The sequence below is a fragment of the Tepidanaerobacter sp. EBM-38 genome (genome assembly GCA_001896545.1).
In the GTDB taxonomy this organism is placed as follows: domain Bacteria; phylum Bacillota; class Thermosediminibacteria; order Thermosediminibacterales; family Tepidanaerobacteraceae; genus Tepidanaerobacter.
This window is the reverse complement of the sequence record MPOT01000054.1, coordinates 25,509-51,348: the sequence shown is the minus strand read 5'-3', so window position 1 is coordinate 51,348 and position 25,840 is coordinate 25,509. Positions and strand designations below refer to the sequence as shown.

The following is a 25,840-nucleotide window of genomic DNA, read 5'->3' as shown; positions in this document are numbered from 1 at the left end:
GTTGTTATTATTGAAAGAACCCCAAGGGAGGGAGAAATTTTGGAAGAAGCCGTTGTTTTAAAGAATATAACCAAACGCTTTCCCGGAATTGTGGCAAATGACCGAGTAAATTTGCAAATACAAAAGGGTGAAATCCATGCCATTGTGGGTGAAAATGGTGCGGGCAAAAGCACCCTGATGAAAATCTTGGCAGGTCTTTACCAACCAGATGAAGGTGAGATTTATATTTTTGGGAAAAAGGAAAAAATCGCTTCACCCAATAAGGCTATTGAACTCAAGATAGGTATGGTGCACCAACATTTTATGCTAATCGACCGTTTTACGGTTTTGGAAAATATTATTCTTGGAGCCGAAAAGAAGAAAGGTATTGCAATTGATAAAAAAACTTGTAGACAAACCATTAAAAAGCTTCTAGACTTGTACAACTTTAACTTGGACCTGGATGCGAAGCTAGAGGATATTTCAGTAGGCCATGCTCAGCGAGTGGAGATAATCAAGGTATTGTATAGAGGTGCCGATATACTAGTATTGGATGAACCAACAGCAGTGTTGGCCCCACAAGAAGTCGATGAGCTTTTTGTGAATTTACGCAGGTTAAAAGAGGAAGGTAAAACTATTATTTTTATCAGTCATAAACTTGATGAAGTGCTTAATATAGCTGATAATATAACGGTTTTGCGAAGGGGTAAGGCGGTAGGTACTGTTTCGGCAGACTCGGTGACAAAAGAAGAATTGGCCAAAATGATGGTAGGGAAACCTGTTTTAATGAAACTTGATAAAGCTGCGGCCGAAAAGAGCGATGTAAAGCTTTCACTGCACAATATAGTAATGAAGGGTAATGGCGGGAAGAATTCCTTAAATGGTGTTTCACTAGAAGTATGCGGTGGAGAAATTTATGGCATTGTCGGTGTGGAAGGCAATGGTCAAAAAGAATTGGCTGAAGCCGTTATCGGGCTTAGGCAAGATTATCAAGGTGATATAAAGGTTTGCGGTAAGCCAATTCATGGTTTATCAATAAAGCAGATAAGAGATTCAGGAGTGGCATTCATTCCGGAAGACCGCCATCGTCAAGGCTTAGTGCTGCCTATGAAGGTTTGGGAGAACAGTATCTTAGGTTTCCACAGGAAGGATAAATTTAAAAAGGGAATGTTTATCAATATTAAGAAAGCTGAAGAATTTACGTTAAATAATGTTAAGGAATTTTCTATAATGATAAGTTCGATACATCAAGAAATTGAGGGACTTTCCGGCGGAAATCAGCAAAAGGTTATTTTAAGCAGGGAACTTTCTCAAGAACCTGAAGTCATTTTAGCTGCTCAGCCGACAAGAGGTTTGGATATAGGTGCCATGGAATTTGTTCACAGACAGCTTTTGCAAAAACGTCAGGAAGGCAAAGCAATTCTTTTAATATCAGCTGATTTGGAAGAGGTTTTATCACTTTCGGACAGAATCGGTGTAATTTTTGACGGTGAGATTGTAGCTGAATTTGCACCAGAGGAAAAAACTTTAGAGGATATCGGAGTATACATGTTAGGCGCACATAGGAAAGCAGGTGAAAGTGCATGAAAAGGGACCGCAATTATAAAATACTGGCTTTAAAGATAGCCGCTCCAGTAATAGCTATGATTTTAGCAGCACTTATCAGTTCACTGATTATCTTAGCTATTGATAAAAACCCACTTCAAGTGTTTTATACTATGTTTAAGTTTAGTTTTAGCCGTCTTGACAGTATAGCTATTATTTTTTTTAATGCAACACCCTTGATATTTTCTGCCTTGGCTGTGTCTATAGGGTTTAAAATGGGTCTTTTCAATATAGGTATTGAAGGACAATATTTAATAGGGACTTTTTTAGCCGCACTGGTAGGTTTTTCGCTAAAAGGGCTTCCTGCCGCAATTCATCTGCCATTGGTCATAATGGCAGGTATAGCAGGAGGCATGCTATGGTCTTTTATCCCCATTTTTCTTAAAGTAAAGCGGGGTGTTCATGAAGTAATAAGTACAATCATGCTCAACTATGTGGCTTATTCACTAATACACTATCTCATTGCCGACGTGTTCAAGGATAAACAGCAGTCACTGGTGGAAGGTTTAGGCAGTGTACTGGTAAGAACCCCTAAGCTTGCAGAAAGTGCTCTTATCCCAAAGATGCACGGGTTTTTGTCTATTTTTGGCATACAATTACCTAAACACGTATATCTTAACTGGTTCTTTCCTATAGGTATCTTGCTGGCTGTTGGGATATATTATTTAGTTTCATATACTCCTTTTGGCTATGAACTTCGAGCTGTGGGTCATAATCCCGAAGCTTCTAAAATCGCCGGTATAAAGCCGGATATAGTATATTTAAAAGGTTTTTTACTAAGTGGAGCTGTTGCGGGTTTAGTCGGACTATCCGACCTTTTAGGATATTTTAAATACATGGACATGGATTTTCCACAAGGATATGGATTTGACGGTATAGCAGTAGCATTGATAGCTCAAAATAATCCCTTCGGGATTATAGCATCAGCTATGCTTTTCGGGTTTTTAAAACGCGGCTCAGAAGGAATACAGGCTCTCCTAAAGGTGCCTATGGATACCATTGTAATTCTTCAGTCACTTATGATTATATTCATTGTTGTTATAACTAAAATTATCAATGATTATGTAAAACGTTTGGAAAAGAAGGAGGCGGCATAAATGCTTACAGCCGAACTTTTAGCATCAAGCCTCAGGATGGCTGTGCCTATATTACTTACGGCTATTGGTGCCGTCTATACCGAAAGATCAGGCATTGTGAATATTGGTCTTGAAGGAATGATGATTGTAGGTTCATTTTGGGCTAGCGTTGGGGCTTACTTTTATGGTCCTTTTGTGGGGATACTTTTTGCTATGCTGGCAGGTGCGTTTCTTGCGCTCATACACTCAGTGACGACAGTAACTTTTGGCGTAAATCAGGTTGTAAGTGGTGTCGCATTAAATATTTTGGCATATGGTGCTTCTAGGTTTTTAAGCTTAGTAATTTTCGGCAAAGCCACAACATCCCATCATGTATCGGGATTTAGCCCGATAGACGTTCCGATACTGTCAGATATACCTTTTTTAAAACTGTTGTTTACTGATATTTCACCTATTGTAATAACAGCATTGATTTTAGTGCCGATTTCGAAATACATCATCGATAATACGGTATTTGGTTTGCGATTGCGCGCAGTAGGGGAAAACCCATTGGCCGCCGATACCCTAGGGATAAATGTATTTGCCATGAGATATGCCGGTGTTATTATAAGCGGCATGCTTGCAGGGATGGCAGGAGCATATCTTACAATGGAGCATACAGGCATGTATGTGGAAGGCATGACACAAGGTAAGGGATATATTGCCATGGCTGCCATGATATTTGGAAACTGGACACCAACGGGCACATTATGGGCATCACTGCTGTTCGGTTTTGCAGAGGCCTTAAGCTTAAGAGCCGGTGAAGGCAGCATTATACCATATCAGTTTATAAAAATGATTCCATATTTGCTGACATTGGCAGTTTTAACCGGTATAGTAAAGAAAGCTACGCCTCCTGCGGCAAGTGGTGAACCCTATGATCGCAGTATTGGATAAGGAGATTGATGAAGCATGAATATTCTGGCAGAGTTAAAAAGCTATTTAGAGAATTTATGGATTACATGGAAATAATTTATTAGTGTCTTATAAGGAAGTGCGTATATGGCTTTTGCACCTAGGTACGAAATAGTCGTAAAAAAAATAAAAGAAATGATACGAACAGGTGAGCTTTTGCAAGGCGAAAAATTGCCTTCAGAAATCGAAATGGCTAAACGGCTAAATGTCAGCAGAGCTACACTAAGAGAAGCTTTTAGGATATTGGAAGATGAAGGCGTGATAAACCGATATCATGGCATTGGAACCTTTGTTGCCAAATCTCCTATCATAAAAAGCGGTATGGAAGAGTTGATAAGTATAACAAAACTCATCGAAAAACAGGGTATGAAGCCAGGCACAAAGGATATAGAGGTATCGCTAACACAGCCGAGCGAGCGCGAGGCAACTATATTGAATCTTTTGCCAAATGAAAAGATATACCGCATTGAGAGAGTAAGAACCGCTGACGGAGAACCGGTTTTATTCTGTATTGACAGGATTCCGGAAAAATACGTGCATAAAAATTTTGAGTTTAAAGAGGAATCTCTCTTTAAGTATCTGCATAAAGATTTAGGTATTTATATATCATATGCCGTATCGGATATAATACCTGTAAAGGCACAGGTAGCCGATGTCTATAAAAAGCTAAAGATGAAATCAAAGTCAAATGTGGCTTTGCTCTTGGAACAGCTTCACTATGACGATAAAGACAATCCGATATTTTACTCGTCAAATTATTTTTCGCCTGAGAAGTTTCGGTTTTATATTGTCAGGAAGCGAATTTAACGACATTTAGAGGTGAATGCTTATGATACCGTTAGATGAGAAAGAGCTTGTGAGGAAGGCTTTATCTGCTATGAAAAATGCTTATGTCCCTTATTCTAAGTTTCCGGTGGGGGCTTGTGCGGTTACCGCCGATGGAGAAGAAGTTTTGGGATGCAATATTGAAAATGCATCATATGGACTTACTGTATGTGCTGAGAGAGTAGCACTTTTTAAAGCTTATTCGGAGGGGAAAAAAGATATTGTGGCTTTAGCGGTTGCTGCAAATGTAGATGAGCCGGTTTCTCCCTGCGGAGCCTGTAGGCAGGTTATATCAGAACTTGCTCCCAAAGCTGTCGTGTATCTTACCAACAAAGATGGCTCTAAAATTAAAAGAATGACAGCAGAGGAGTTACTGCCATATGGATTTAAGCTGTAGTTTAAGTCGGATTTTGGCTGCTATATTGCTATAAAAGGTAGGTGGTTATATGTTCTTTGTTCCCGATATTATTGAAAAGAAAAAGCGGGGATTAAAGCTTTCTAAAGACGAGATACAGTTTATTATTGATGGTTATGTAGGTGGAAGCATTCCGGATTATCAGATTTCAGCTTTACTCATGGCTATTTATTTTAAGGGCATGGATGAAGAAGAAACAACTGATTTAACCATGGCTATGGCTCATTCCGGTGAGATAGTAGATTTATCTTCTATCGATGGCATCAAGGTTGACAAACATTCCACCGGAGGTATTGCAGATACTACAACGCTGGTTTTGCTGCCACTTGCATCGTCTGTGGGTGTAAAGGTTGCCAAGATGTCGGGGCGAGGCCTTGGACACACCGGGGGAACAGTCGACAAACTGGAATCAATTCCGGGCTTTTGTTGCGAACTTGATACCAAAACCTTTATAGATTCTGTAAATACGGTCGGTGCTGCGATAACAGGCCAGTCGAAGAACCTTGTTCCGGCAGACAAAATATTATATGCTTTAAGGGATGTAACGGCAACAGTGGATTCCATACCGCTTATAGCAAGCTCTATAATGAGCAAAAAGATTGCAGGCGGTGCCGATAAAATAATTTTAGATGTGAAGTTTGGTAATGGTGCTTTTATGAAGACCTTTGAAGATGCTCAAGAGCTTGGGCAATTAATGGTGAAGATAGGGGAACTTGCGGGCAGGGAAACCGTCGCATATATTACAGATATGGAGCAGCCCTTAGGTCTTGCAATCGGCAATGCCATAGAGGTTGTAGAGGCGATAGAAGTATTAAAGGGAAAAGGCCATGAAGACCTTCTTGAGCTTTGCCTTGAATTTGCTTCAGAGATGATGTTGTTGGCAAAAATTGAAAGTGACAAAATAAAAGCTGTTCAAAAATTAAAAGATAGTATTGAAACAGGAAAAGCACTGGCTAAATTTAAAGAAATCATAGGCAACCAAGGAGGAGATTCTAGAGTAATACAAGATTACTCACTGCTGCCAAAGGCTAAGTATGAATCAGAAGTTGCTGCGGCAGAAGATGGCTATGTAAAAAAGATCGATGCTGTGCGTTTAGGCCTTACTGCCATGAAGCTTGGTGCCGGCAGACAGAAAAAGGATGATATTATAGATCCGGCAGTGGGCATTTGGGTATATAAAAAAGTAGGGGATAAAGTAAAAAAAGGTGAAGTTTTTGCCAAAATTTTAGCTAATGATGAAACAAAACTTAGCTGGGCGGTCGATGAAACACGCAAAGCTTTTGAATTTACCTTGGACCCTATAGAAAAAAGAAAGGTTATTTGGGCAAAAATTACAAAGGATGAAGTTTTAAAGTTTTAAAAAGGGATGGTCATTATGATAAATAGAGTTATCTTAATAGTACTGGACAGTGTAGGTGTTGGTGAAATGCCCGATGCGGCAAAATACGGCGATGAAGGAAGCAATACTTTAGGTAATGTGGCAAAAGCAGTGGGCGGGCTTAATATGCCTAACATGCAAAAACTAGGTATTGGCAATATTATCGATGTGATGGGAGTACCACCCCTTAAACAACCTGCGGGTGCATATGGTAAAGCAGCAGAAAAGTCCCCCGGCAAGGATACTACTACGGGACATTGGGAACTGGCAGGGGTAGTGATGGACAGACCATTTCCGGTATATCCGAACGGCTTTCCTGCTGAAATAATTAATGAGTTTGAAAAAAGAACAGGTACGAAGGTTCTTGGTAACAAGCCGGCATCGGGCACAGAAATAATACAAGAACTTGGCGATGAGCATGTTAAGACCAAAAACCCAATTGTATATACATCGGCCGATTCGGTCTTTCAGATAGCTGCACATGAAGAAGTGATCCCATTGGAAAAGCTCTATGAGATGTGTAAAATTGCCCGGGAAATACTTCAGGGAGAACATGCGGTGGCTAGGGTTATAGCACGCCCGTTTATAGGAGAATCAGGAAATTATGTAAGGACATATAACAGAGCCGACTTTTCACTAAAACCTCCACATGAAACCCTGCTTGATAAGGTTGTTGCCACAGGCATGGAAGTTGTAGGAGTTGGTAAAATATGGGATATATTTGCGGGGCAGGGTATAACTAAGGCAATCCATACAAATGGAAATATGGATGGCGTAAATAAGACCCTTATGGCTATGGATGAATTAAAGCAAGGTCTAATCTTTACAAACCTGGTAGATTATGACATGCTTTATGGGCATAGAAATGATGCTATAGGGTATGCCCGAGCTTTGGAGGATTTTGACAAGCGCCTGCCTGAAATACTCACAAAACTTAAAAAGGACGATGTGCTTATAATTACTGCCGACCACGGATGTGACCCGACTACCAAGAGCACTGATCACTCCAGGGAGTATGTGCCGATACTGGTTTACGGTGATATAATCAAACCGGGTGTAGACCTTAAAACTTTATCCTGTTTTTCAGATATAGGCCAAACCGTAGCAGATTTTCTCGGATGTGAAAAGCTAAGAAACGGCATTAGTTTTAAACGAGTTATAACTTATAATTTATAATAATCGGAGGAATATATCATAAAAAATAATATAGAATCAAGCAGAAAATCGTACTAAATTAAAGATTTAGTTTAAATTTAATTTAATCTACAGAAATATTAATTGCTTTCATTACTATCTATGCTGCCAGCAGTAGCAGCGGAATGGAGGTTGATATGTCTTATTTGAAAGAGGTGCTCCAAGCAGTAGACTACATTAAAAAAAAGATAGATACACCGCCAAAAATTGGTATAGTATTGGGCAGTGGTTTAGGGGAACTAGTCAACGAAGTACAGGATAGTGTTATCATACCTTATTCGGAAATTCCGGGCTTTCCCGTATCGACTGTAAAAGGCCATGCTGGAAACCTTATTTTTGGAAAATTGGCGGGAAAAGAAGTTGCAGTAATGCAGGGCAGGTTTCACTTTTATGAAGGATATCCCATATCCAAGGTGGTTTTGGGTGTTAGGGTAATGGGTCTTTTAGGAATCGAAACGCTGTTTGTAACAAATGCTTCCGGAGGAATAAATTCCTCTTTAGAGCCAGGCGATCTTATGGTCATAAAGGATCATATCAATTTCCCCGGGGAAAACCCAGCTATTGGCGAAGAAATTCCAGAATTCGGCCCCAGATTTTTTGATATGACTTTTGCCTATGATCGTACGCTTATAGCTAAGGCTCAAGAAGTATATACAAAAAACGAAGTGCCTTATAAGGAAGGCGTATATGCCTTTTTTAAAGGTCCCAGCTATGAAACCCCGGCAGAAATAAAAATGCTTTCCATTATTGGAGCCGATGCCGTTGGCATGTCAACAGTGCCTGAGGTTATAGCTGCGCGCCAGATGGACATAAAGGTTTTTGGAATATCATGTATTACAAACATGGCTGCGGGTATATCGAAGAATAAGCTTTCACACCAAGAAGTAGTAGAGACTTCACAAAGGGTGAAAGAAGATTTTATTAAGATAATTACCGATATGGTAGCTGAAATATAACTATTGAACAAAAAACCGAGTGTCTTAGTGCTCGGTTTTTTGGCTGCTTCAATAGATTTAAGAAGATGCACTTTTAACTTTTATTAATTTTATTAAAATAAGGATAACCCCAAAATCGTATCTTTTGCAGCTTATTGCATAGGAATTACTAACATGATAGAATAAGTGTGGTATTATATGGAACCTGGAGGTAAATATTATATGGAAAACGTGGTTGTAGTAACTGACAGCTCCTGTGATCTTCCGGAGGAAGTTATAGGTGAGTATCCCATAAAGGTTTTGCCCATGCCCGTGTCCTTAAAAGATGACCCTAGTACAGATATTTCAAATTTAACACTTAAAGAATTTTACGATTCTATTCGAAAAGGAGAAATCATGCCTACAACATCACAAGTAACAGTTCCAGTCTATATGCGGTGCTTTGAAGAATATATAAATCAAGGAAAAGTGCCGCTGGTTCTAGGCCTTTCTTCAAAACTTACAAGTAGTTATGAGTCAGCATTACTTGCAAAGGAAAATCTAAAAGCTGACGATGTAATCATCATTGATACTAAATGTGCTAGTTTAGGGTTGGGGCTGGTTGTGCTAAAGGCCGCCCGAATGGCAAAAGAAGGGAAAGGGCCTCAGGAAATAGCCGAGGAGATAGAATCTTATGCATTACATATGGAGCATATATTTACGGTAGATTCTCTAGAATATCTTAAACGCGGAGGAAGAATTTCTGCAACTCAGGCCTTTGTAGGAGGTCTTCTTAATGTAAAACCCGTTTTGCATTTTGTTGATGGAGCGATTCACCCATTAGAAAATGTCAGAGGCCGTCGGAATATAGTGAAGCGAATGATAGAAATTATGGCTGAAAGGTCTAAAAATCCTGAAAATCAATTAATCGGTATAAGCCACGGAGACAATGAAGAGCTGGCTATGGAACTTAAGGAAGCTGTTAAAAAGGAATTTGGAGTAAAAGATATTATGATATCTTGGATAGGTCCTGTAATAGGTTCTCATTCAGGCCCGGGAACAGTTGCATTATTTTTTCAAAATGCGTAAAAGTAAAGCGATATAAGCCGCGAATTAAAAAAGTGCAAAGACAGGTAGAATACATGAAAATTATGTATTAACCTGTCGATTTTTTTGTGTTTATATTATATAAAGGAAGGATTTTAAGAAACATATGTAGAATTTATATAATGGTGAAATGCAGTATACAATAAACACCAAATCCCTGCATACCGCCCATCCCGAAGGGTTCGCATCATACTCAACCAATTTGACCTTGTAGATAAATTAAAAAGAGTATGATATAATTATTCCTGTTTGTGCACTAAGGTTCAAAATAGTTGCTGCGAAAAACAAATCAAAAATCCTCAAGCACAAATTTTGCTTTTTGCTGCCACAACACATGTAATGTGCCAATTGTCACAATTGGTAAGCAACTTAAAGAGCCTTACATATATGTTTAATTAAAACAAAGGAGAGGAAAAATCAATGGCAAAAGTTATGAAATCCATGGATGGTAATAATGCTGCTGCTCATGTGGCGTATGCATTTACCGAAGTAGCCGCAATCTATCCGATAACCCCATCTTCACCCATGGCAGAGTATGTTGATGAGTGGAGTGCCCATGGAAGAAAGAATATTTTTGGGCAAGAAGTTAAAGTTGTTGAAATGCAATCTGAAGGTGGTGCTGCAGGTACAGTACATGGTTCCCTTGCTGCAGGCGCACTTACCACAACATTTACAGCATCCCAGGGATTGCTGCTTATGATTCCAAATATGTATAAAATTGCAGGCGAGCTATTGCCCGGCGTATTCCATGTTACCGCTAGAGCAATCGCAGGACATGCCCTGTCTATTTTTGGCGACCATTCAGATGTTATGGCATGCCGGCAGACAGGATTTGCAATGCTGGCTGCCGGAAGTGTTCAAGAAGTAATGGATTTAGCAGGTGTGGCACATCTGGCTGCTATTAAGGGAAGAGTGCCCTTTGTGCACTTCTTTGATGGTTTTAGAACATCTCATGAAATACAAAAAATAGAAGTTCTCGACTATGAAGACCTTGCAAAACTAGTTGACTATGATGCAGTTCGGGAATTTAAAAAGAGAGCATTAAATCCAGAGAATCCGGTGGCTCGCGGTACAGCTCAAAACCCTGATATATTTTTCCAAGCTAAAGAGGCTGCCAATTCTTACTATCTCGCCATTCCAAAGATAGTAGAAGAATATATGAAAGAAATCAACAAACTGACAGGGCGCAATTATAATCTATTTAATTACTATGGCCACCCCGAAGCCGAGAGAGTAATTGTAGCTATGGGTTCAGTATGTGAAACAATTGATGAGACAGTAGACTACCTAATGGCACAGGGAGAAAAGGTGGGAGTCCTGAAAGTACACCTGTTCAGACCCTTCTCGATAGAGCATTTTCTAGCTCAGATGCCTAAAACTGTCAAGAAGATAGCTGTTCTCGACAGGACTAAGGAACCGGGGTCTTTGGGTGAACCGCTATATCAGGATGTATGCACTACTTACATCAGCGATGAGAACCGGCCGATAATTGTAGGCGGCCGCTATGGTCTTGGCTCTAAGGATACAACACCAACGCAAATCAAAGCGGTCTTTGATAACTTAAAAGCCGATGCGCCTAAAAACCACTTTACTGTTGGCATTGTAGATGATGTGACAAATACATCCCTTCCCTTAGGAGAATATATTGATACTATTCCCGAAGGAACCAAGTGCTGCAAATTCTGGGGTTTAGGTTCAGATGGCACTGTTGGAGCCAACAAGAGTGCTATTAAGATTATCGGTGACAATACCGATATGTATGCACAGGCTTATTTCTCTTATGATTCCAAGAAATCAGGCGGAGTAACTATTTCACACCTACGCTTCGGACATAAACCCATTCGCTCTACCTATTTAATAGATAAGGCCGATTTTGTTGCGTGCCATAACCCTGCATATGTAGGTAAATATGACATCTTGGCAGGTCTTAAAGACGGCGGCACTTTCCTTTTAAACTGTCAGTGGTCTAAAGAAGAGCTTGATGAGAAACTCCCTGCTTCTGTCAAAAATTATTTGGCAAAGCATAATATAGATTTCTATATAATCAATGCTGTGGATATTGCACAGGAAATAGGCCTCGGTGGGAGAATCAATATGATAATGCAGGCGGCATTTTTCAAACTCACTAATATTATTCCGCTAGAGGATGCAGTTAAACATTTAAAGGAAGCTATAGTAAAATCCTACGGTCATAAAGGTGAAAAGATTGTAAATATGAACTACCAAGCGGTAGACAAAGGCATTGAAGCATTGACTAAAGTGGAAGTGCCTAATTCCTGGGCCGACGCGACAGATGAAGCTGCTGCTGCAGCTGTATCCAACGCTCCGGACTTTATTAATAATATTGCTGATGTAATGAATCGCCAAGAAGGTGATAAACTGCCGGTAAGTGCATTTGTAGGCCGCGAAGATGGCACTTTCCCAGTAGGCACAACTAAATATGAAAAGCGCGGCATTGCAATAAATATTCCTGAATGGCAGGCTGAATCATGTATTCAGTGTAATCAGTGTGCATTTGTTTGCCCACATGCTGCTATAAGGCCTTTCCTACTAAATGAAGAGGAAGTTAAGAATGCACCGGAAGGCTTTGTATCGAAAAAAGCGACAGGCCGTGGTTTAGATGGACTAAACTTTAGAATCCAAGTAAGTCCTTTGGATTGCACCGGCTGCGGAGTATGTGCCAATACTTGTCCATCCAAGCAAAAATCACTGATTATGAAACCCTTGGAAAGTCAATCACACCAGATTCCTCATTGGGATTACGCTATGGAACTTTCAAAGAAGGATAATCCTCTGAATGTTGAAACTGTGAAGGGAAGTCAGTTTGAACAGCCATTGCTGGAATTTTCCGGTGCTTGTGCAGGCTGTGGAGAGACACCTTATGCTAGATTAGTTACTCAGTTGTTTGGTGACAGAATGATGATTGCTAATGCTACCGGTTGTTCTTCCATATGGGGCGGTAGTGCACCGTCAATACCTTACTGCACTAATAAACACGGACACGGACCATCATGGGCGAACTCCTTGTTTGAAGACAATGCTGAATTTGGCTTAGGTATGTATTTGGCAGTAAAGCAGACTAGAGAAAAATTAGCTTTATTGATGAAGGAAGCCTTAGAGTTAGATATACCGGCTGAGTTAAAGGATGCCTTCAATTTATGGCTTAGCAACATGAATGATGTGCGTACTACCAAACAAGCTGCACTTACCATTATTCCGCTGCTTGAAAAATACAAAACCAATGACGAAAAAGCAAGCAAGTTGTTGGCTGAAATTCTTGATAGAAAAGAGTATCTAGTGAAGAAATCTCAGTGGATTTTCGGCGGAGACGGATGGGCTTATGATATAGGGTTCGGTGGTCTTGACCATGTATTGGCTTCAGGAGAAGATGTAAATGTTCTGGTCTTTGATACCGAAGTATATTCCAATACAGGCGGACAGTCATCAAAATCTACACCTACTGCTGCTGTAGCTCAATTTGCTGCTGCAGGTAAGAATACTAAGAAGAAAGACCTTGGACGCATAGCCATGAGCTATGGGTATGTGTATGTTGCGCAGGTAGCCATGGGCGCCAACCAGAACCAACTTATTAAAGCTTTAATAGAGGCTGAAAACTATCCAGGACCTTCCTTGATTATTGCTTATGCACCATGTATTAACCATGGAATCAAGGCCGGTATGGGTGCAAGCCAGCTTCGCGAAAAACAGGCTGTAGAAGCCGGATATTGGCATCTATATCGCTATAATCCATTGCTTAAAGAGGAAGGAAAGAATCCGTTTATTTTAGATTCTAAAGAGCCCACAGCAGACTTTAAAGAATTCTTGATGGGCGAAGTCCGTTATGCCTCCCTTACCAAAACATTCCCCGAAAGAGCTGAAAAACTCTTTGAAAAAGCAGCAATGGATGCAAAAGAACGATATGAAACCTATAAAAAACTCGCTGAATAATTAGGGATGGTTCCAAATTATTCAAAAAGCCCCCTGCCTAATTCAAAAGGCAGGGGGCTTTTTTGCTGCTCTATGCTCAATATCCAATTCAATATTCAATTTCTACGGTTTTGGTTGCCTGATTCCAACCGACTTTTGCGCCAAGGGCTTCACTAATAAACCTTACCGGCACCATTGTTCTGCCATTCTGGATTATGGCACTGGTATCGAATGCTACGGTTTTGCCATTTATATCGGCCTCGCTTTCTCCAATCTTTAATTTTATAATCTTATCTTCCTTATCAATTATAACCATTCTGTTGTCATTATCCCAACTTACCTTAGCTCCGAGGCTTTCGGAAACAAATCTTACAGGAACCATGGTTCTACTATCCTGATTTACATAAGGCAGCTCATCAGGGAAGTTGACCTCTTTGCCATTTACCAGCACTGAAATATCGGTAATTATAATCGGGAAGGATTTAGATATATCTCCTACCACAACCTGAACCGATGCAGTGCCTGCATCTACGGCTTTAAAAGCAAGGGTTTTTGCATCAAATCCTATAGGCTTTTCATAAGCAACCTTCCATTCACAGGAGTAAGGATAACCCAAAGGTATTTTGTAGCCTGTAGGACTTATTCCGTAAATCTTGAGATTGGTGGCAATACCTGCTTTAACCGTTGAAGTTTCAGATATAATTTGCTCAACTAGCGGAATGACTTGATAATTTACAATTCCGCCGGAAACATTAAAGATTGCCACAGCAGGCTCAGGCGAGTTTATACTGGGTATGGAAACATAATGAACTCCATCTACCGCTTTGCTGCTAAAAGCTGCCGCACCGCCACCACTCAAAACCCATACATTGGAACCGGAAGATTTGGCATGGTCTGTGAGGACTTTTTTCAACAGCTCTCCTTCCAAAGAATCTGAAAAACTTTCTGGAGTTCTGTCTATAATGACAAAAAGAGTTTTTGCTTTATCAAGGGAAGCCAAATCTTTTTGCAGGCTTATCCATTGATTGTAGTCCGTAGCGCGAAGGCTGCCCTTTGTTGCATCTAAGAAAATAAAGTTGGCATCTGTTTCAGATAAAACAGAATAACCCTTGCCGCTTATTCTATAATTTTTAAAATCCGCCAGTTGTTTTTTAAGCGAAGTATCGTCAGTCCAAGGCTGGCCCGCTACTATGTTTATGCTGGGATTTGATTTGTTTATAATTTTTGCAGCTAAAGACAATGTTTTATCATAATCCGGTCGATTATCTTTGGTTAAGGGCTTTGTACCTACTACTCCGAAGGTAAAGCCGCTGCCTTTTTGGTTGGCTGCATCAGTCCAAATAGATGTTTTAGGCAAAAGCGATTCATCGTAATTTCCGGCAATCAGGGCCGTAAGTTCGTCGAAATAAACGGTTCCCTTAGTGCCTTTTTCAGGATTTGTTTCTACAACATAAATCGTCTTTAATGTGAAAGGCTGCTTGCCGGATGGAATTGATACTTCAATCTGCTTCCAACCTTCCCAGTCTATATTTTTAGCAAGGTCAAGGATGGTTTCTTTACCTGAAGCATCTTGGATAGCAGCTCTGAGCCATTCACCCTTATTTTCGCCGTAAACCCATAGTCTAAGCTTGGTGGAACCTGAGGGGAGAGCTTTGCCACCGTTTCCAAAAGCAAGATAAGCAGCCAAAGTTGCAGTTCCGCTTGTAAAGTCATAATCTAACCTGCCGGAGGACTGACCGGCATACACAGGTTCAGGCGATGAAGCAATGCTGAAAGCACCTTTTACATCGGCCGGATATGAACTAAAAGATTTTCCTGCTCCACTTTCAAAGTCATCTACTAAAGTACTCTGGTAACCGGTTTGAACCAGCGTTCCGGCCTTTAGCCCGGAAAACTCAGCGATTACGGCACCGCTGCCTGCAGCTTGTCCGGCAGTAAATTCAAGGCCGTTCATATAGCCGATGTCACCGACTATTTCCCATTTAATATCGGCAGGTTCCAAGAGAGTTTTAAATCCATCGGTATCAGTCACATAAACTTTAAAGGTAGCCTTGGCACCGGGATTTACTTGAACTTTTGAGGGTTCTACAGAAAGTGTTACACTGTCTTTTAAAACCCTTATATCTTCAGAAGCTTGAATGCCGTCTAAAGTAGCAATAACTTGGCCTGTGCCGCTCTTTTCGGCAGTAAACATATTACCGTCAAAATAACCTATATTTCCAGCAACACTCCATTTGACCTGTTCTGGGTCAAAGTCGACAAGGTTATAGTTTTTATCGTAAGCCTTAACCTCGAAAGTCCTGTGGCCACCTTGAGCAATATTAAAGGAAGATGCGGTTATTTTAAGACCGTGAACTCGGCTCAAAGGAGCCTTGGAAAAGATTCCGACGGCATTAGTAATTAATCTTTGGACACCTTCGGATACGCTATTGACAACCTTTGTCTGAGATTCATAGAAAGGTCTTGCTACCATGGTAGATGATCCGCCGCCATCCAGGTTCAGTGCATAATGAGCACCTAGTTTTAACATAAGCTCGGCTAATTCTTGCTGAGTCATCCCGCGGCTCTGCGCTTGGCGACCGTCAACTACCACCATTATCATGGTTTTCTTGTCAGAAGTAAAACCTATTGCAGTTCTAGGATGTGTTCCGGCAATATTATGGGAAAAAGTTTTTGGTATAGTGCCATTATCCACCAAAACAGCACCACCGCCGAGAGCCATCTTTAAATTTGAGATGTCAGGCGTAATGGTTAAGTCTAGTTCAACCGGATCACCTATGGTAAAATGTGTCTTCATAAAGTTGGCGCCATCACCCCAAGCCATAAGCACCAAGCCGTCTGTTGGAATTTCAGCAGTTTGACCTTCAAAAATGTTTACAACACGGTTATCTTTTACTGTTAAAAAAGTTAGATTAGGTGCACCGGCACCGGGTTTAGGTGTCGATTTTCCAAAGTCCGGTGTATACACGAAAATATGATTATAGCTATCCCGTATCTTATTTACGCCATCTACAAAAAAGTAGCTGCGGTCGGGAGCTATAAGCCGGCCAGAAAATTCCATTTTTAATATTTCAGGAATCTTATCGAATGTAAGGCCTATGGCTGCCATGCCCGGAAGATTTAATGGTGAAGAAATTAGCTTTCCGTTGCTTATCTGAGGCCCTATTGGAGCCGAGGGTGTAGCCGTTATGAAAAAGTCTCCATTAATTCCGGCTATGGCACCATTGTCCTGTACCATTTTATTTAAGGCGGCACGTTGGGAAAGACCTTCACTGCCTATTATAGTATCGATATCCACATTATCCGATGTTAGGTCAGCTCTTAAAATATGAATTTTTTGCCATCCCAGAGAAGTAAACAAAGTTTGTTCTTCGTAAGTCACACCACCTGTTACAGGAAAACCTTCACTTGCCTGATATAAAAGTATCTCCTGGCCAAAAGCGGGCGTTAGAGCCGCAGTAAAAATGAGGATGGTTACAAGCAAAGAAATAAAACAATTTTTCCAATGTTTTTTTGATATATGTAGCATTTATTTCCCTCCATATGTTAAAATGACTTTTATAAATAAGTTTTTACAAATATCCCTCCTTGCTCATAATCCCCCACAGCTATAGCTGTTCTATGCAAGCCGCATATTTCCTTTTTCAAAAATGTGGACTTGCTAGTCTGCTATACTATATGTCCATTATATATTAGACGTAGAAAAATGAGAAATGTTCCATCACCGCCAAAAATGTAGTAATATTAAAAGGGCTATTATATAATAATGATAGTTTATGTTTTTAGAACATAATATGGCTAAACAGTAAATGCTGTTTGCTTAGATGCTATATTATACCATAATATTCTTTAGCTGTAGGTATGCCTGCTAAAGTGATACGACATTTGTCCAACGAATACATACAAATGACCAAAAACAGAGCGGTAGAATATGCAAAGCTAGCTGAGAAGTATGCAAAATGAAGCGGTAAATTATTCTAATATTTATAAATGCTCAATGCCTACAGTTTAAAGCCCGTGAATGGTTCTAGGGAATGGATGGTATTGACCTGTGATTTGCAGATAAAATATAATGAAGCTACAACATGTCCACGTAATAAATACAATTTTTATCAACAAACTAAGACTGGAACACTTATCGCACAAAATATTTTATCTGGGAGGGTCAACAATGAAAAGATACTCTGTTGGTGTTGTTGGTGCCATGGGCGCTGTAGGCACGGAAATGCTGAAGATTTTAGAGCAAAGGGATTTTCCGGTAGAAAATATTAAACCGCTTGATGTAAAGGAAAATGAGGGCAAAAAAGTATATTTTAACGGCAGAGAAGTTGAGGTTCAAGTAGCCCAAGAAGGAGCTTTTGGAGATTTAGATATAGCTTTATTTTCGGCAGGTGAGGCTGCAAGCTGCGATTTGGCACCGGCAGCAGTTTCAGAGGGGTGCATTGTTATTGACAACAGTAACGCCTTTCGAATGGATTCCAAAGTGCCATTGGTGATTCCTGAGGTCAATCCAGAAGATGTTATGTGGCATGAGGGCATCATTGCAAATCCCAATTGTTCTACTATTCAGATGTTGGTGGCTTTAAAGCCTCTGCATGACAGGTATACAATCAAAAGAATTGTAGTTTCAACATATCAAGCCGTATCAGGCAGTGGGCTGCCAGGTATTTTGGAGCTGGAAGAGCAAGTCAGGGCATATATTGAAAACCGAGAGCTCAAGGTGAAAGTATACCCACATCAAATCGCATTTAATGCAATTCCACATATTGACACATTTACGGACAATGCTTACACTAAAGAAGAGATGAAGATGGTTCACGAGACCCATAAGATATTTCATGATGAAAAAATACGTGTAAGTCCTACTGCAGTGAGGATTCCGGTAATTCGATGCCACTCAGAAGCTATTAATATTGAAACCGAAAAACCTATCGAGGCACAAGAGGCGAAAGAAGTATTGAGCAAAGCCCCAAGCATTAAAGTCATAGATGATATATCAGCTAACGTATACCCTTTAGCAGCGGAACTTAAGGGAACAGATGAAGTATATGTAGGAAGGATACGGCAAGATTTTTCAGTGGAAAACGGACTTAATATATGGGTGGTGGCTGATAATTTAAGAAAGGGAGCAGCATTGAATGCTGTTCAGATTGCGGAAACTCTGATTAAATATAAAAAAGTTTAGGAGGTAGATGAATGGCCATTATCGTGCAAAAGTTCGGGGGTACATCGGTCAAATCCCCTGAAAACCGCAAAGCTGTTCTAAATCATATTCTAAAGGCCAAGGAAAAAGGCCATGATGTAGTGATAGTGGTATCAGCCATGGGACGTTTAGGCGACCCTTATGCTACTGATACATTGATAAATCTTTTGAAAGCTCAGGGAGGAGAGATTTGCCCGAAAAAAAAGGACTTAATCATGTCTTGCGGTGAGATTATTTCGGCTGCTGTTATGGCATCTTACATAGAAGCTCAAGGTGTGAAAGCTGAAGCCATGACCGGGTTTCAGGCGGGGATATTGACAACTGCGGATTTTGGAAATGCTGAGATAATAAAAGTTGACCCTTCTCCAATTACTGAAAAGTTAAAAGAAGGCAATGTAGTAGTGGTTGCAGGGTTTCAAGGTCAGACGGAAAAAGGCGAGATTACAACGTTGGGCCGAGGCGGAAGCGATACTACCGCGGTAGTATTGGGCGGGTATTTAAAGGCGGATTTGGTGGAAATTTATACAGATGTTCCCGGAATAGCTGTAACAGACCCCCGTATTATCCCTGAAGCACCTTTTATTTTGCAAATATCCTATGATGAAGTTATTGCAATGGCCGATGCCGGTGCCAAAGTTGTACACCCAAGGGCAGTTAGAGCTGCTAAAGAGTTCGGCATGGCTTTGAGAATAAAATCTACTTTTGATGAGGGAGATGGCACCTTGGTTGGGCTAGAAGAAAGCGACCTTCTTATTTCAGGAATTACGCCTCAAAGTGGTTTCGCTGTAGCCAAATTTGAAAGAGAAGATGAATTTAGCAGCGATGATATTAAAGAACTTCTCAAGCTCAGTTGTGATGGTTCAATCTATTTAAGCGATGCCGTAGGAAATATCATTTTAATCGAAGAAGAGAAAAAGGGTATGGCTGCAAATCTTGCAAAAGAACTAAAAAGCAGTGCGGAATTTTGTCATGATATGGCCAAGGTTTCTGTTATTTATAAATCAACAATCAACATTAAAGCTTTAACGGAAAGTATTGCTAATTTGCTTTTAAAAAATGATGTGCAAATATTTGCTGCAGCAAGTTCAAACAACTGCAGCAAATATATAATAAAAGATAAAGATACATCAAAAGCTGTAAGCATCATTTTTAATGAATATTTTTCTAATAAAAATTGATTCCATAACATTTAATAAAAAAGCTGCCATTTATTGCTATTATAATGGCAGCTTTTTTTATGTACATTAAATATCCAAACTAGCAAAATTATTTAAAAAAAAGGATATTCGAATATAATGTCGAATATAATATGCTAATGTTTCTTATAAAAATACAAATGTGCATATACGGCGTACAAATTTGCAACCATGTTTTTAACAGAAAAATCTTTAAAAACTATTGATTTTGAGCAGTTACTATATTACAATATTTATCATATAATAAAATAATGATGAGTAACGTTGCTCACCGAATAGCATATTCATATCATAATATTAAAAATACAGTAAGGGGTGCTGATAATGAAAAAATACAATGTAGCTGTAGTAGGAGCCACAGGAGCTGTAGGCCAAACAATATTGAAGATTCTAGAGGAGCGCAATTTTCCGGTTAAAAACATTTTACCTCTGGCTTCGGCCAGATCTAACGGCAATACGGTGGAATTTAACGGGGAAAAAGTAAAAGTGCAAGAGGCAATGCCTTCTTCCTTTGCAGGTATAGATATAGCCCTTTTTTCTGCAGGTAAAGGTGTGAGTGCAGAACTTGCTCCAGAGGCGGTTAAACGTGGAGCTGTTGTAATAGATAACAGCAATGCATTTAGGATGGATCCCAAGGTGCCACTGGTTGTTCCTGAGGTCAATCCCGAACATATCAAAAAACATAAGGGTATCATTGCTAATCCAAACTGTTCTACAATTCAGATGGTCCTTGCATTAAAGCCAATACACGATGCTGCAAAAATAAAGAGAGTGGTGGTTTCTACTTACCAAGCCGTATCCGGCACGGGTCTTGAGGCTATTGAGGAGTTAAAGGAACAAATAAAGGCAATTTTAAATAGTGAAAATCCCAAAAATGAAATATATCCTTATCCAATAGCTTTTAACACACTGCCACATATAGATGTTTTCGATGATACAGGTTATAGTCTTGAAGAATGGAAGATGTTATATGAGACAAGAAAGATACTGGATGATGATAGTATTGGAGTAACAGCTACTACTGTAAGAGTCCCTGTGTTAAATTGTCATTCGGAATCCGTGAATGTTGAAACCGAAAAGAAGCTTACGGCTAATATGGCAAGGGAAATTCTTTCAAAGGCACCGGGTATTAAGGTAATAGACGACCCGCAAATGAAACGCTATCCATTGCCTAATGAAGCATGCGGGAAGGATGAGGTATTCGTAGGAAGGATTAGGGAAGATTTTTCTGTAAATAACGGATTAAACCTTTGGATAGTTGCTGATAACTTGCGAAAGGGCGCTGCCTTAAATGCTGTGCAAATTGCTGAATGTATGTTGGATAATGCCCTAATATAGAATCTTTATTGAAGCATTAAGCTTGATAGTCCTTTTCCCGCCCATTTGAATATGATATAAAGAAGAATTGATTTTTATGTGAAAGTTTTTGTTCGGGGGAGGGAAAGGCAAATGAGGCAAGCATACCAACTAGAATGGGCAAGTAAGGACCTAGGACAGGAATCTAGAGTGGCTTTAGGAAATGTGGCCGGTTCTGGGAGGATGAACATTATTGCAGGAACTACTGCATCATCAGGGCAGCAATCGAATTTATACGTATTTCAGTATAGAAATGAGAATTATCACCAGTTGGCTCAGGTATCATTGGGCAATAATGATACTCATTGGATAGGTTGTCATGATATAGATAAGGACGGTCTTGATGAAATAATTGTTGGTACAACATGTGGTATTTATATATATAAGATGCTGAAAGGCCAACTTATTAAGATTGCCGAAAGTACTCAAATAAGGGAAGCTGTAGTTAGCGTAGCTGTAGCGGATATAGACAAAGATGGAAAGTATGAGATTATAGCTGTAGTTAAAGGTAAACCTCAAATACTCATATTTCGCTATGATGAAAGGTTAGTGCTTGTAAAGTCGGAGATTTTTAGGCATCAAGTTTGTTGTGTTGCGGCAGCGGATACCGATGGCGATGGATGTCCTGAAGTGATTGTAAAAACCCATGGGCCACAGGGGTGCATGCTATATGTGCTGTCTTTTAGAAGCGGTCAGAGGTGTGAAAGGTGGAGCAGCCATATTCCCGATGCCGGGAAGGCGTTTCTCGCAGTTGGTGATTTTGACTTGGACGGAAAACACGAAATAGTCATAGATTGTACCGGCAGTAAAGCCAGGGTTCTGCATCATGTGGGAGGCACATACAAAACATTTTGGGATAGCCCTGCCCACGATCAAAGCATCAAGGATGTGGCGATATATGATATTGACGGTGATGGGCAGAAAGAATTGGTAGTAATTTGTTTAAGCAATGTTTATATTTATAGTTGGAAATCCGGAAAAATTATTTTGGAATGGACTCAGACAGTGCCTAACGGTGCCTTTTGTGTAGCAGCCGGTGAATTGAATCAGCAAGGCTATGGCGAGATAGTCGTAGGTACCATTTATGGATATATTTATGTGTTCGAAGCCCGACGCGACCGCCATCATGGCAAACTTTGGATGGGAAAAGTTCAAGCAATAATTCAGGATACTGTGACTATACCTGACGGAAAACCCGATGCGGAACGTGGAGTTGAAGCCAAGGCTAAATTTTGCATTGATGAAGTAAGAGTGCTGTGTGACAAGATTATAGTCGATGGTGAAGTTATTGCCAAGATTCTTTATGTAGCTGCTTTACCAAGTCAGCCGGTGCACTTTTTTGAGGCGAGGATTCCTTTTTTGGAATTTATTCATCTTTGCGGCGCATCGCCAGGTATGCAGGCTCTGGTATATTTCAATGTAGAGCATATAAATGTGTGTGCGGTAAGCCCTAGGATGGTAAAAGTTACAATATTATTTGAGATGCTTGTAAAATTAGTACCATTTTGTTATGACCCATAAAAGCTAAGGAGTATGCACAGATTATTTATTATAGTAAAGCAGGTGGCCATTGGCCACCTGCTTTACTAATGAGTGTGACAAAAAACGCATATTACTTGTTTTGCTGATTAATCTGTTCAATTTGAGCAAGGCTATCTTGGCATTTTGTTATTGAATCAAACATTTTATCAACTGCTTGGCTTTGAAGTAGACTATTTTGAGCTTGAGCCATAGAAGATATAGCTTGCTGCAGAGATTGCACCACTTGTGTATCAGTGGCTACTTGCTGCTGATGACAATCCTTTTCCATCTGTTCAATCATTGTTTTATACTGCTCTATATTTATTTGAAGATTTGAAATGCCTAACTGTGCCGCCTGCTGAAGCATTTGAGCATTACCGTAAAGGTTTTCCAAGCGTCCGGAGTCGATAAGATTTGTAGAAGCTTGATTGAGAGTAGATTGAAGCTGCTGTTGTGATGACATCTGCTGTTCTCGAGCCGAATTTACCAAACAATTGATTTCTTGCGAAAACTGTTGATGTTGCGGATTTTGATATTGAGTATTTTTTAGCCGCTGGGTTTCATTGGCAATTTCCTGAATCCGGTTTACTGTGCTGGTGCCTAATTCTTGACTGATTTCATTCATAACCTTGTCTGATTTATTGTTTTGTGTAGTATCTTTTTTATCTGTCATATAATTCCTCCTCGAAAATAGAAATCATCATTAAATAATATTCCCTTTTTCCGTATTAACCATGCAGAGAATAGTTTAAAAGAAATAAGGATAGAATAAGATTGATTTAAAATCATCGCAAGGAGGATGCTTGTAAAAATGGTAAAAACTGTTGTCGGAGTATTTGACAATTATGACCAGGCTGAGAAAGCCGTGGCACAGCTTAGGCAATCCGGATACGATACAAATGAGATATCAATTGCAGCAAAAGGTAAGCAGGTAGACAAATATGGTGGTGACGGTGAAGATGATACTGCCTTAAACATGGGTGCGATTGCTGGCGGCACTGCAACGGGCGGAGCTTTGGGTGGGCTTGCCGGTCTTGCCATGGGTGCAGGTGCTTTGGCAATACCGGGCTTCGGACCTATTATTGCGGCAGGACCAATTGCAGGGCTGCTGTCGGGGGCAGCAACCGGTGGTATAGCTGGAGGCCTCATCGATTGGGGAATACCCGAAGAACAGGGCAAACATTATGAAGATGAAATTAAACAAGGAAAGATATTGGCGGCTGTGCGGACACATGAACAAAAAATCGAAAAAGCGGCTGACATTTTCAGACAAAACGGCGCTAGTGATGTTAATATACAGCAATAAAACTCAATAAGGCAAGAATTATCTAAGATTAACAATAAAAGCAAGGAGAAACTGTAAACAAGTTCCCTTGCTTTTCGTATTTTCCATTATTGCCTATTCTAACAACCTTTCTAATTAACATACTTTATGTTATAATAATGTTGATTCGGCATATTTAGACAATTTGTTATAATATATTCCATAATATAAAATGTGTTTATAATTTATGAAAAAAAGAGGGAAAATTAATGTTCTTATAGAATATATAAATATATATAATATATAGGCAATAGGGTTTATTTTAGGGCATATATTTGGGGGTATAAAAATGCAGATGAATTTCAGTCTGAAACTATCACAGACCCAAAAGCTTGTCATGACTCCTGAGCTGCGGCAGGCCATAACCATTTTGCAACTTTCGACTCTTGAGCTAGATCAATATATAGAAAATCAGCTTTTAGAGAATCCACTGCTAGATGTTAATGAAGATATTTTTAAAAATGAAGATTCTGCTGAAAAGGTTGAAGAAAAGGAAGACGACAATATTGATTGGGAAGAGTATTTTCAAGACGAAGCTAACAGCACTCCAATTAGGGTGCAGCGTGAGCAAAAAGAAGAAGGAATAGGATATGAGAATTTTGTATCATCAACACCTTCCTTACAAGAGCATGTTATGATGCAACTGCATATTTCATCCGTATCAAAGACAACTCTAAAAATTGGGGAGTTTTTGATAGGCAATTTGGATAAAAACGGCTATCTGGCAATAACTACAAAAGAAGTGGCCAGGCTTTTAAAAGTAGGAGAAAATGAGGTAGAAGAGGCATTAAAAATCATTCAATCATTTGACCCCCCGGGTGTCGGAGCCAGAAATTTGACCGAATGTTTACTCATACAAATAGAGCAAAAAGGCATCGATACTCCTAAAATCAAGGATTTAGTCAAAAACCACCTGGTGGACCTTGCAGAAGCACGTTTTTCCAGAATAGCTGAAGCATTGAATATCAGCTTGACTGAAGTTCAAAATTTAAAGGATATTTTAGTTACCCTTGACCCCAAACCAGGAAGGAATTTTACTTCTGCAAATGATGTCCATTATATAATTCCCGATGCGGTCATTGAAAAGGTAGGCGGCGAATACTTGGTAATCATGAATGATACCGTTTCTCCAAGGCTCTCAATAAACGCCTATTACCGTTCGCTACTGACTTCTGAAGATAAGGAATCGAACATCGCAAAGTTTTTATCTAATCGACTTGATTCGGCTTTATGGCTCATAAAAAGTATTGAACAAAGACGCATAACCCTTCATAAAGTAATACAATCTATTGCCGATGTTCAAAAAGATTTTTTAGATAATGGCCTTATGTATCTTAAGCCACTTACAATGAAGCAGATTGCCGATATGGTGGAGGTTCACGAATCTACCGTATCTAGAGCTATCAGTGGCAAATATGTTCAGACTCCCAGAGGAGTTTTTGAATTAAAATTTTTCTTCCAAAGTGGTCTTGACAATGTCAACGGTACCACTACTTCTTCAGAGAGTATCAAAAAGATGATGCAGGAAATGATTGAAGAAGAAGACCCTTATAATCCTTTAAGTGACCAGAAAATTGCAGATATGTTAAAAGAGAAAGGAATCTCCATATCCAGAAGAACAGTGTCTAAATATCGGGAAGAAATTGGAATACTATCTTCAACAAAAAGAAAAAGATATTAAAATTGGTTTTTAAAGAAGGATTTTGGGATTTTTTGTTGAATTAGTTAATATAATATCAGCAATATTTCCCTTTAAATAATTCTCATTAGGTGTTTTTGTTTTAAACAAAAACCCATTTTTTTGAAAAGCTCGGGACAATAAATATGTACAAGGGACATAAATTGACCCTTTATAACAAAACATCT

The 25,840-nt window shown here is 39.6% G+C and carries 18 protein-coding genes; 16 read left to right on the top strand and 2 right to left on the bottom strand.

Annotation, left to right across the window (positions count from 1 at the left end; all coding sequences use genetic code 11):
• Positions 1-39 precede the first annotated feature (39 nt).
• The 10 genes from BUC45_RS06000 (at position 40) to nifJ (ending at position 13,395) form a co-directional block, all read left to right on the top strand.
• Positions 40-1,566, top strand: coding sequence for an ABC transporter ATP-binding protein (locus BUC45_RS06000; RefSeq protein WP_296970985.1), 1,527 nt, complete (start codon positions 40-42; stop codon positions 1,564-1,566).
• Positions 1,563-2,681, top strand: coding sequence for an ABC transporter permease (locus tag BUC45_RS05995; protein ID WP_296970984.1), 1,119 nt, complete (start codon positions 1,563-1,565; stop codon positions 2,679-2,681). Before BUC45_RS06000 ends, BUC45_RS05995 begins: the two co-directional genes overlap by 4 nt.
• Entirely contained in the window at positions 2,682-3,596 is a 915-nt protein-coding gene (locus BUC45_RS05990; protein WP_296970983.1) for an ABC transporter permease, read from the top strand.
• Between the two features lie 105 nt (positions 3,597-3,701).
• Positions 3,702-4,421, top strand: a complete 720-nt coding sequence (locus BUC45_RS05985; protein ID WP_296970982.1) for a GntR family transcriptional regulator — start codon at positions 3,702-3,704, stop codon at positions 4,419-4,421.
• Positions 4,422-4,443: 22 nt separating this feature from the next.
• Positions 4,444-4,836, top strand: coding sequence for a cytidine deaminase (gene cdd / locus BUC45_RS05980; RefSeq protein ID WP_296970981.1), 393 nt, complete (start codon positions 4,444-4,446; stop codon positions 4,834-4,836).
• Positions 4,837-4,885: 49 nt separating this feature from the next.
• Positions 4,886-6,214, top strand: a complete 1,329-nt coding sequence (locus BUC45_RS05975) for a pyrimidine-nucleoside phosphorylase (RefSeq protein WP_296970980.1) — start codon at positions 4,886-4,888, stop codon at positions 6,212-6,214.
• Positions 6,215-6,229: 15 nt separating this feature from the next.
• Positions 6,230-7,408, top strand: coding sequence for a phosphopentomutase (locus BUC45_RS05970; RefSeq protein WP_296970979.1), 1,179 nt, complete (start codon positions 6,230-6,232; stop codon positions 7,406-7,408).
• 155 nt (positions 7,409-7,563) lie between these two features.
• A complete protein-coding gene (locus BUC45_RS05965; protein WP_296970978.1) occupies positions 7,564-8,382 on the top strand; it encodes a purine-nucleoside phosphorylase in 819 nt (272 codons plus the stop codon).
• A 201-nt stretch (positions 8,383-8,583) separates the two neighbouring features.
• Complete coding sequence (locus BUC45_RS05960; RefSeq protein ID WP_296970977.1) at positions 8,584-9,429, top strand: DegV family protein; 846 nt, start codon at positions 8,584-8,586, stop codon at positions 9,427-9,429.
• Positions 9,430-9,867: 438 nt separating this feature from the next.
• A complete protein-coding gene (nifJ, locus tag BUC45_RS05955; protein WP_296970976.1) occupies positions 9,868-13,395 on the top strand; it encodes a pyruvate:ferredoxin (flavodoxin) oxidoreductase in 3,528 nt (1,175 codons plus the stop codon).
• A gap of 88 nt (positions 13,396-13,483) precedes the next feature.
• On the opposite strand, the gene BUC45_RS05950 is transcribed toward nifJ, so the two are convergent.
• Positions 13,484-16,903: a stalk domain-containing protein gene (locus BUC45_RS05950; protein ID WP_296970974.1), complete on the bottom strand. Its 3,420-nt coding sequence runs from the start codon at positions 16,901-16,903 to the stop codon at positions 13,484-13,486.
• Positions 16,904-17,545: 642 nt separating this feature from the next.
• Between BUC45_RS05950 and BUC45_RS05945 the strand changes: the two genes are divergently transcribed.
• The 4 genes from BUC45_RS05945 (at position 17,546) to BUC45_RS05930 (ending at position 22,650) form a co-directional block, all read left to right on the top strand.
• Positions 17,546-18,559: an aspartate-semialdehyde dehydrogenase gene (locus BUC45_RS05945; RefSeq protein WP_296970973.1), complete on the top strand. Its 1,014-nt coding sequence runs from the start codon at positions 17,546-17,548 to the stop codon at positions 18,557-18,559.
• A gap of 11 nt (positions 18,560-18,570) precedes the next feature.
• Positions 18,571-19,755 (top strand): aspartate kinase, encoded by a 1,185-nt coding sequence (locus tag BUC45_RS05940; RefSeq protein WP_296970972.1) that lies wholly within the window; start codon positions 18,571-18,573, stop codon positions 19,753-19,755.
• Positions 19,756-20,097: 342 nt separating this feature from the next.
• Positions 20,098-21,111, top strand: a complete 1,014-nt coding sequence (locus tag BUC45_RS05935; protein ID WP_296970971.1) for an aspartate-semialdehyde dehydrogenase — start codon at positions 20,098-20,100, stop codon at positions 21,109-21,111.
• A gap of 111 nt (positions 21,112-21,222) precedes the next feature.
• Positions 21,223-22,650, top strand: coding sequence for an FG-GAP-like repeat-containing protein (locus BUC45_RS05930; RefSeq protein WP_296970970.1), 1,428 nt, complete (start codon positions 21,223-21,225; stop codon positions 22,648-22,650).
• Positions 22,651-22,741: 91 nt separating this feature from the next.
• On the opposite strand, the gene BUC45_RS05925 is transcribed toward BUC45_RS05930, so the two are convergent.
• Positions 22,742-23,323, bottom strand: coding sequence for an exonuclease SbcC (locus BUC45_RS05925; protein WP_296970969.1), 582 nt, complete (start codon positions 23,321-23,323; stop codon positions 22,742-22,744).
• A 138-nt stretch (positions 23,324-23,461) separates the two neighbouring features.
• Here BUC45_RS05925 and BUC45_RS05920 point away from each other — a divergent pair, with 138 nt between their 5' ends.
• Together BUC45_RS05920 and rpoN are read left to right on the top strand one after the other, a co-directional pair.
• On the top strand, positions 23,462-23,956 hold the full coding sequence (locus BUC45_RS05920) for a general stress protein (RefSeq protein WP_296970968.1): 495 nt from the start codon (positions 23,462-23,464) through the stop codon (positions 23,954-23,956).
• Between the two features lie 307 nt (positions 23,957-24,263).
• Positions 24,264-25,655 carry an RNA polymerase factor sigma-54 gene (gene rpoN, locus BUC45_RS05915; protein WP_296970966.1) on the top strand — a complete coding sequence of 464 codons (1,392 nt, stop codon included), beginning with the start codon at positions 24,264-24,266 and terminating at the stop codon, positions 25,653-25,655.
• The last annotated feature ends 185 nt before the right edge of the window (positions 25,656-25,840 follow it).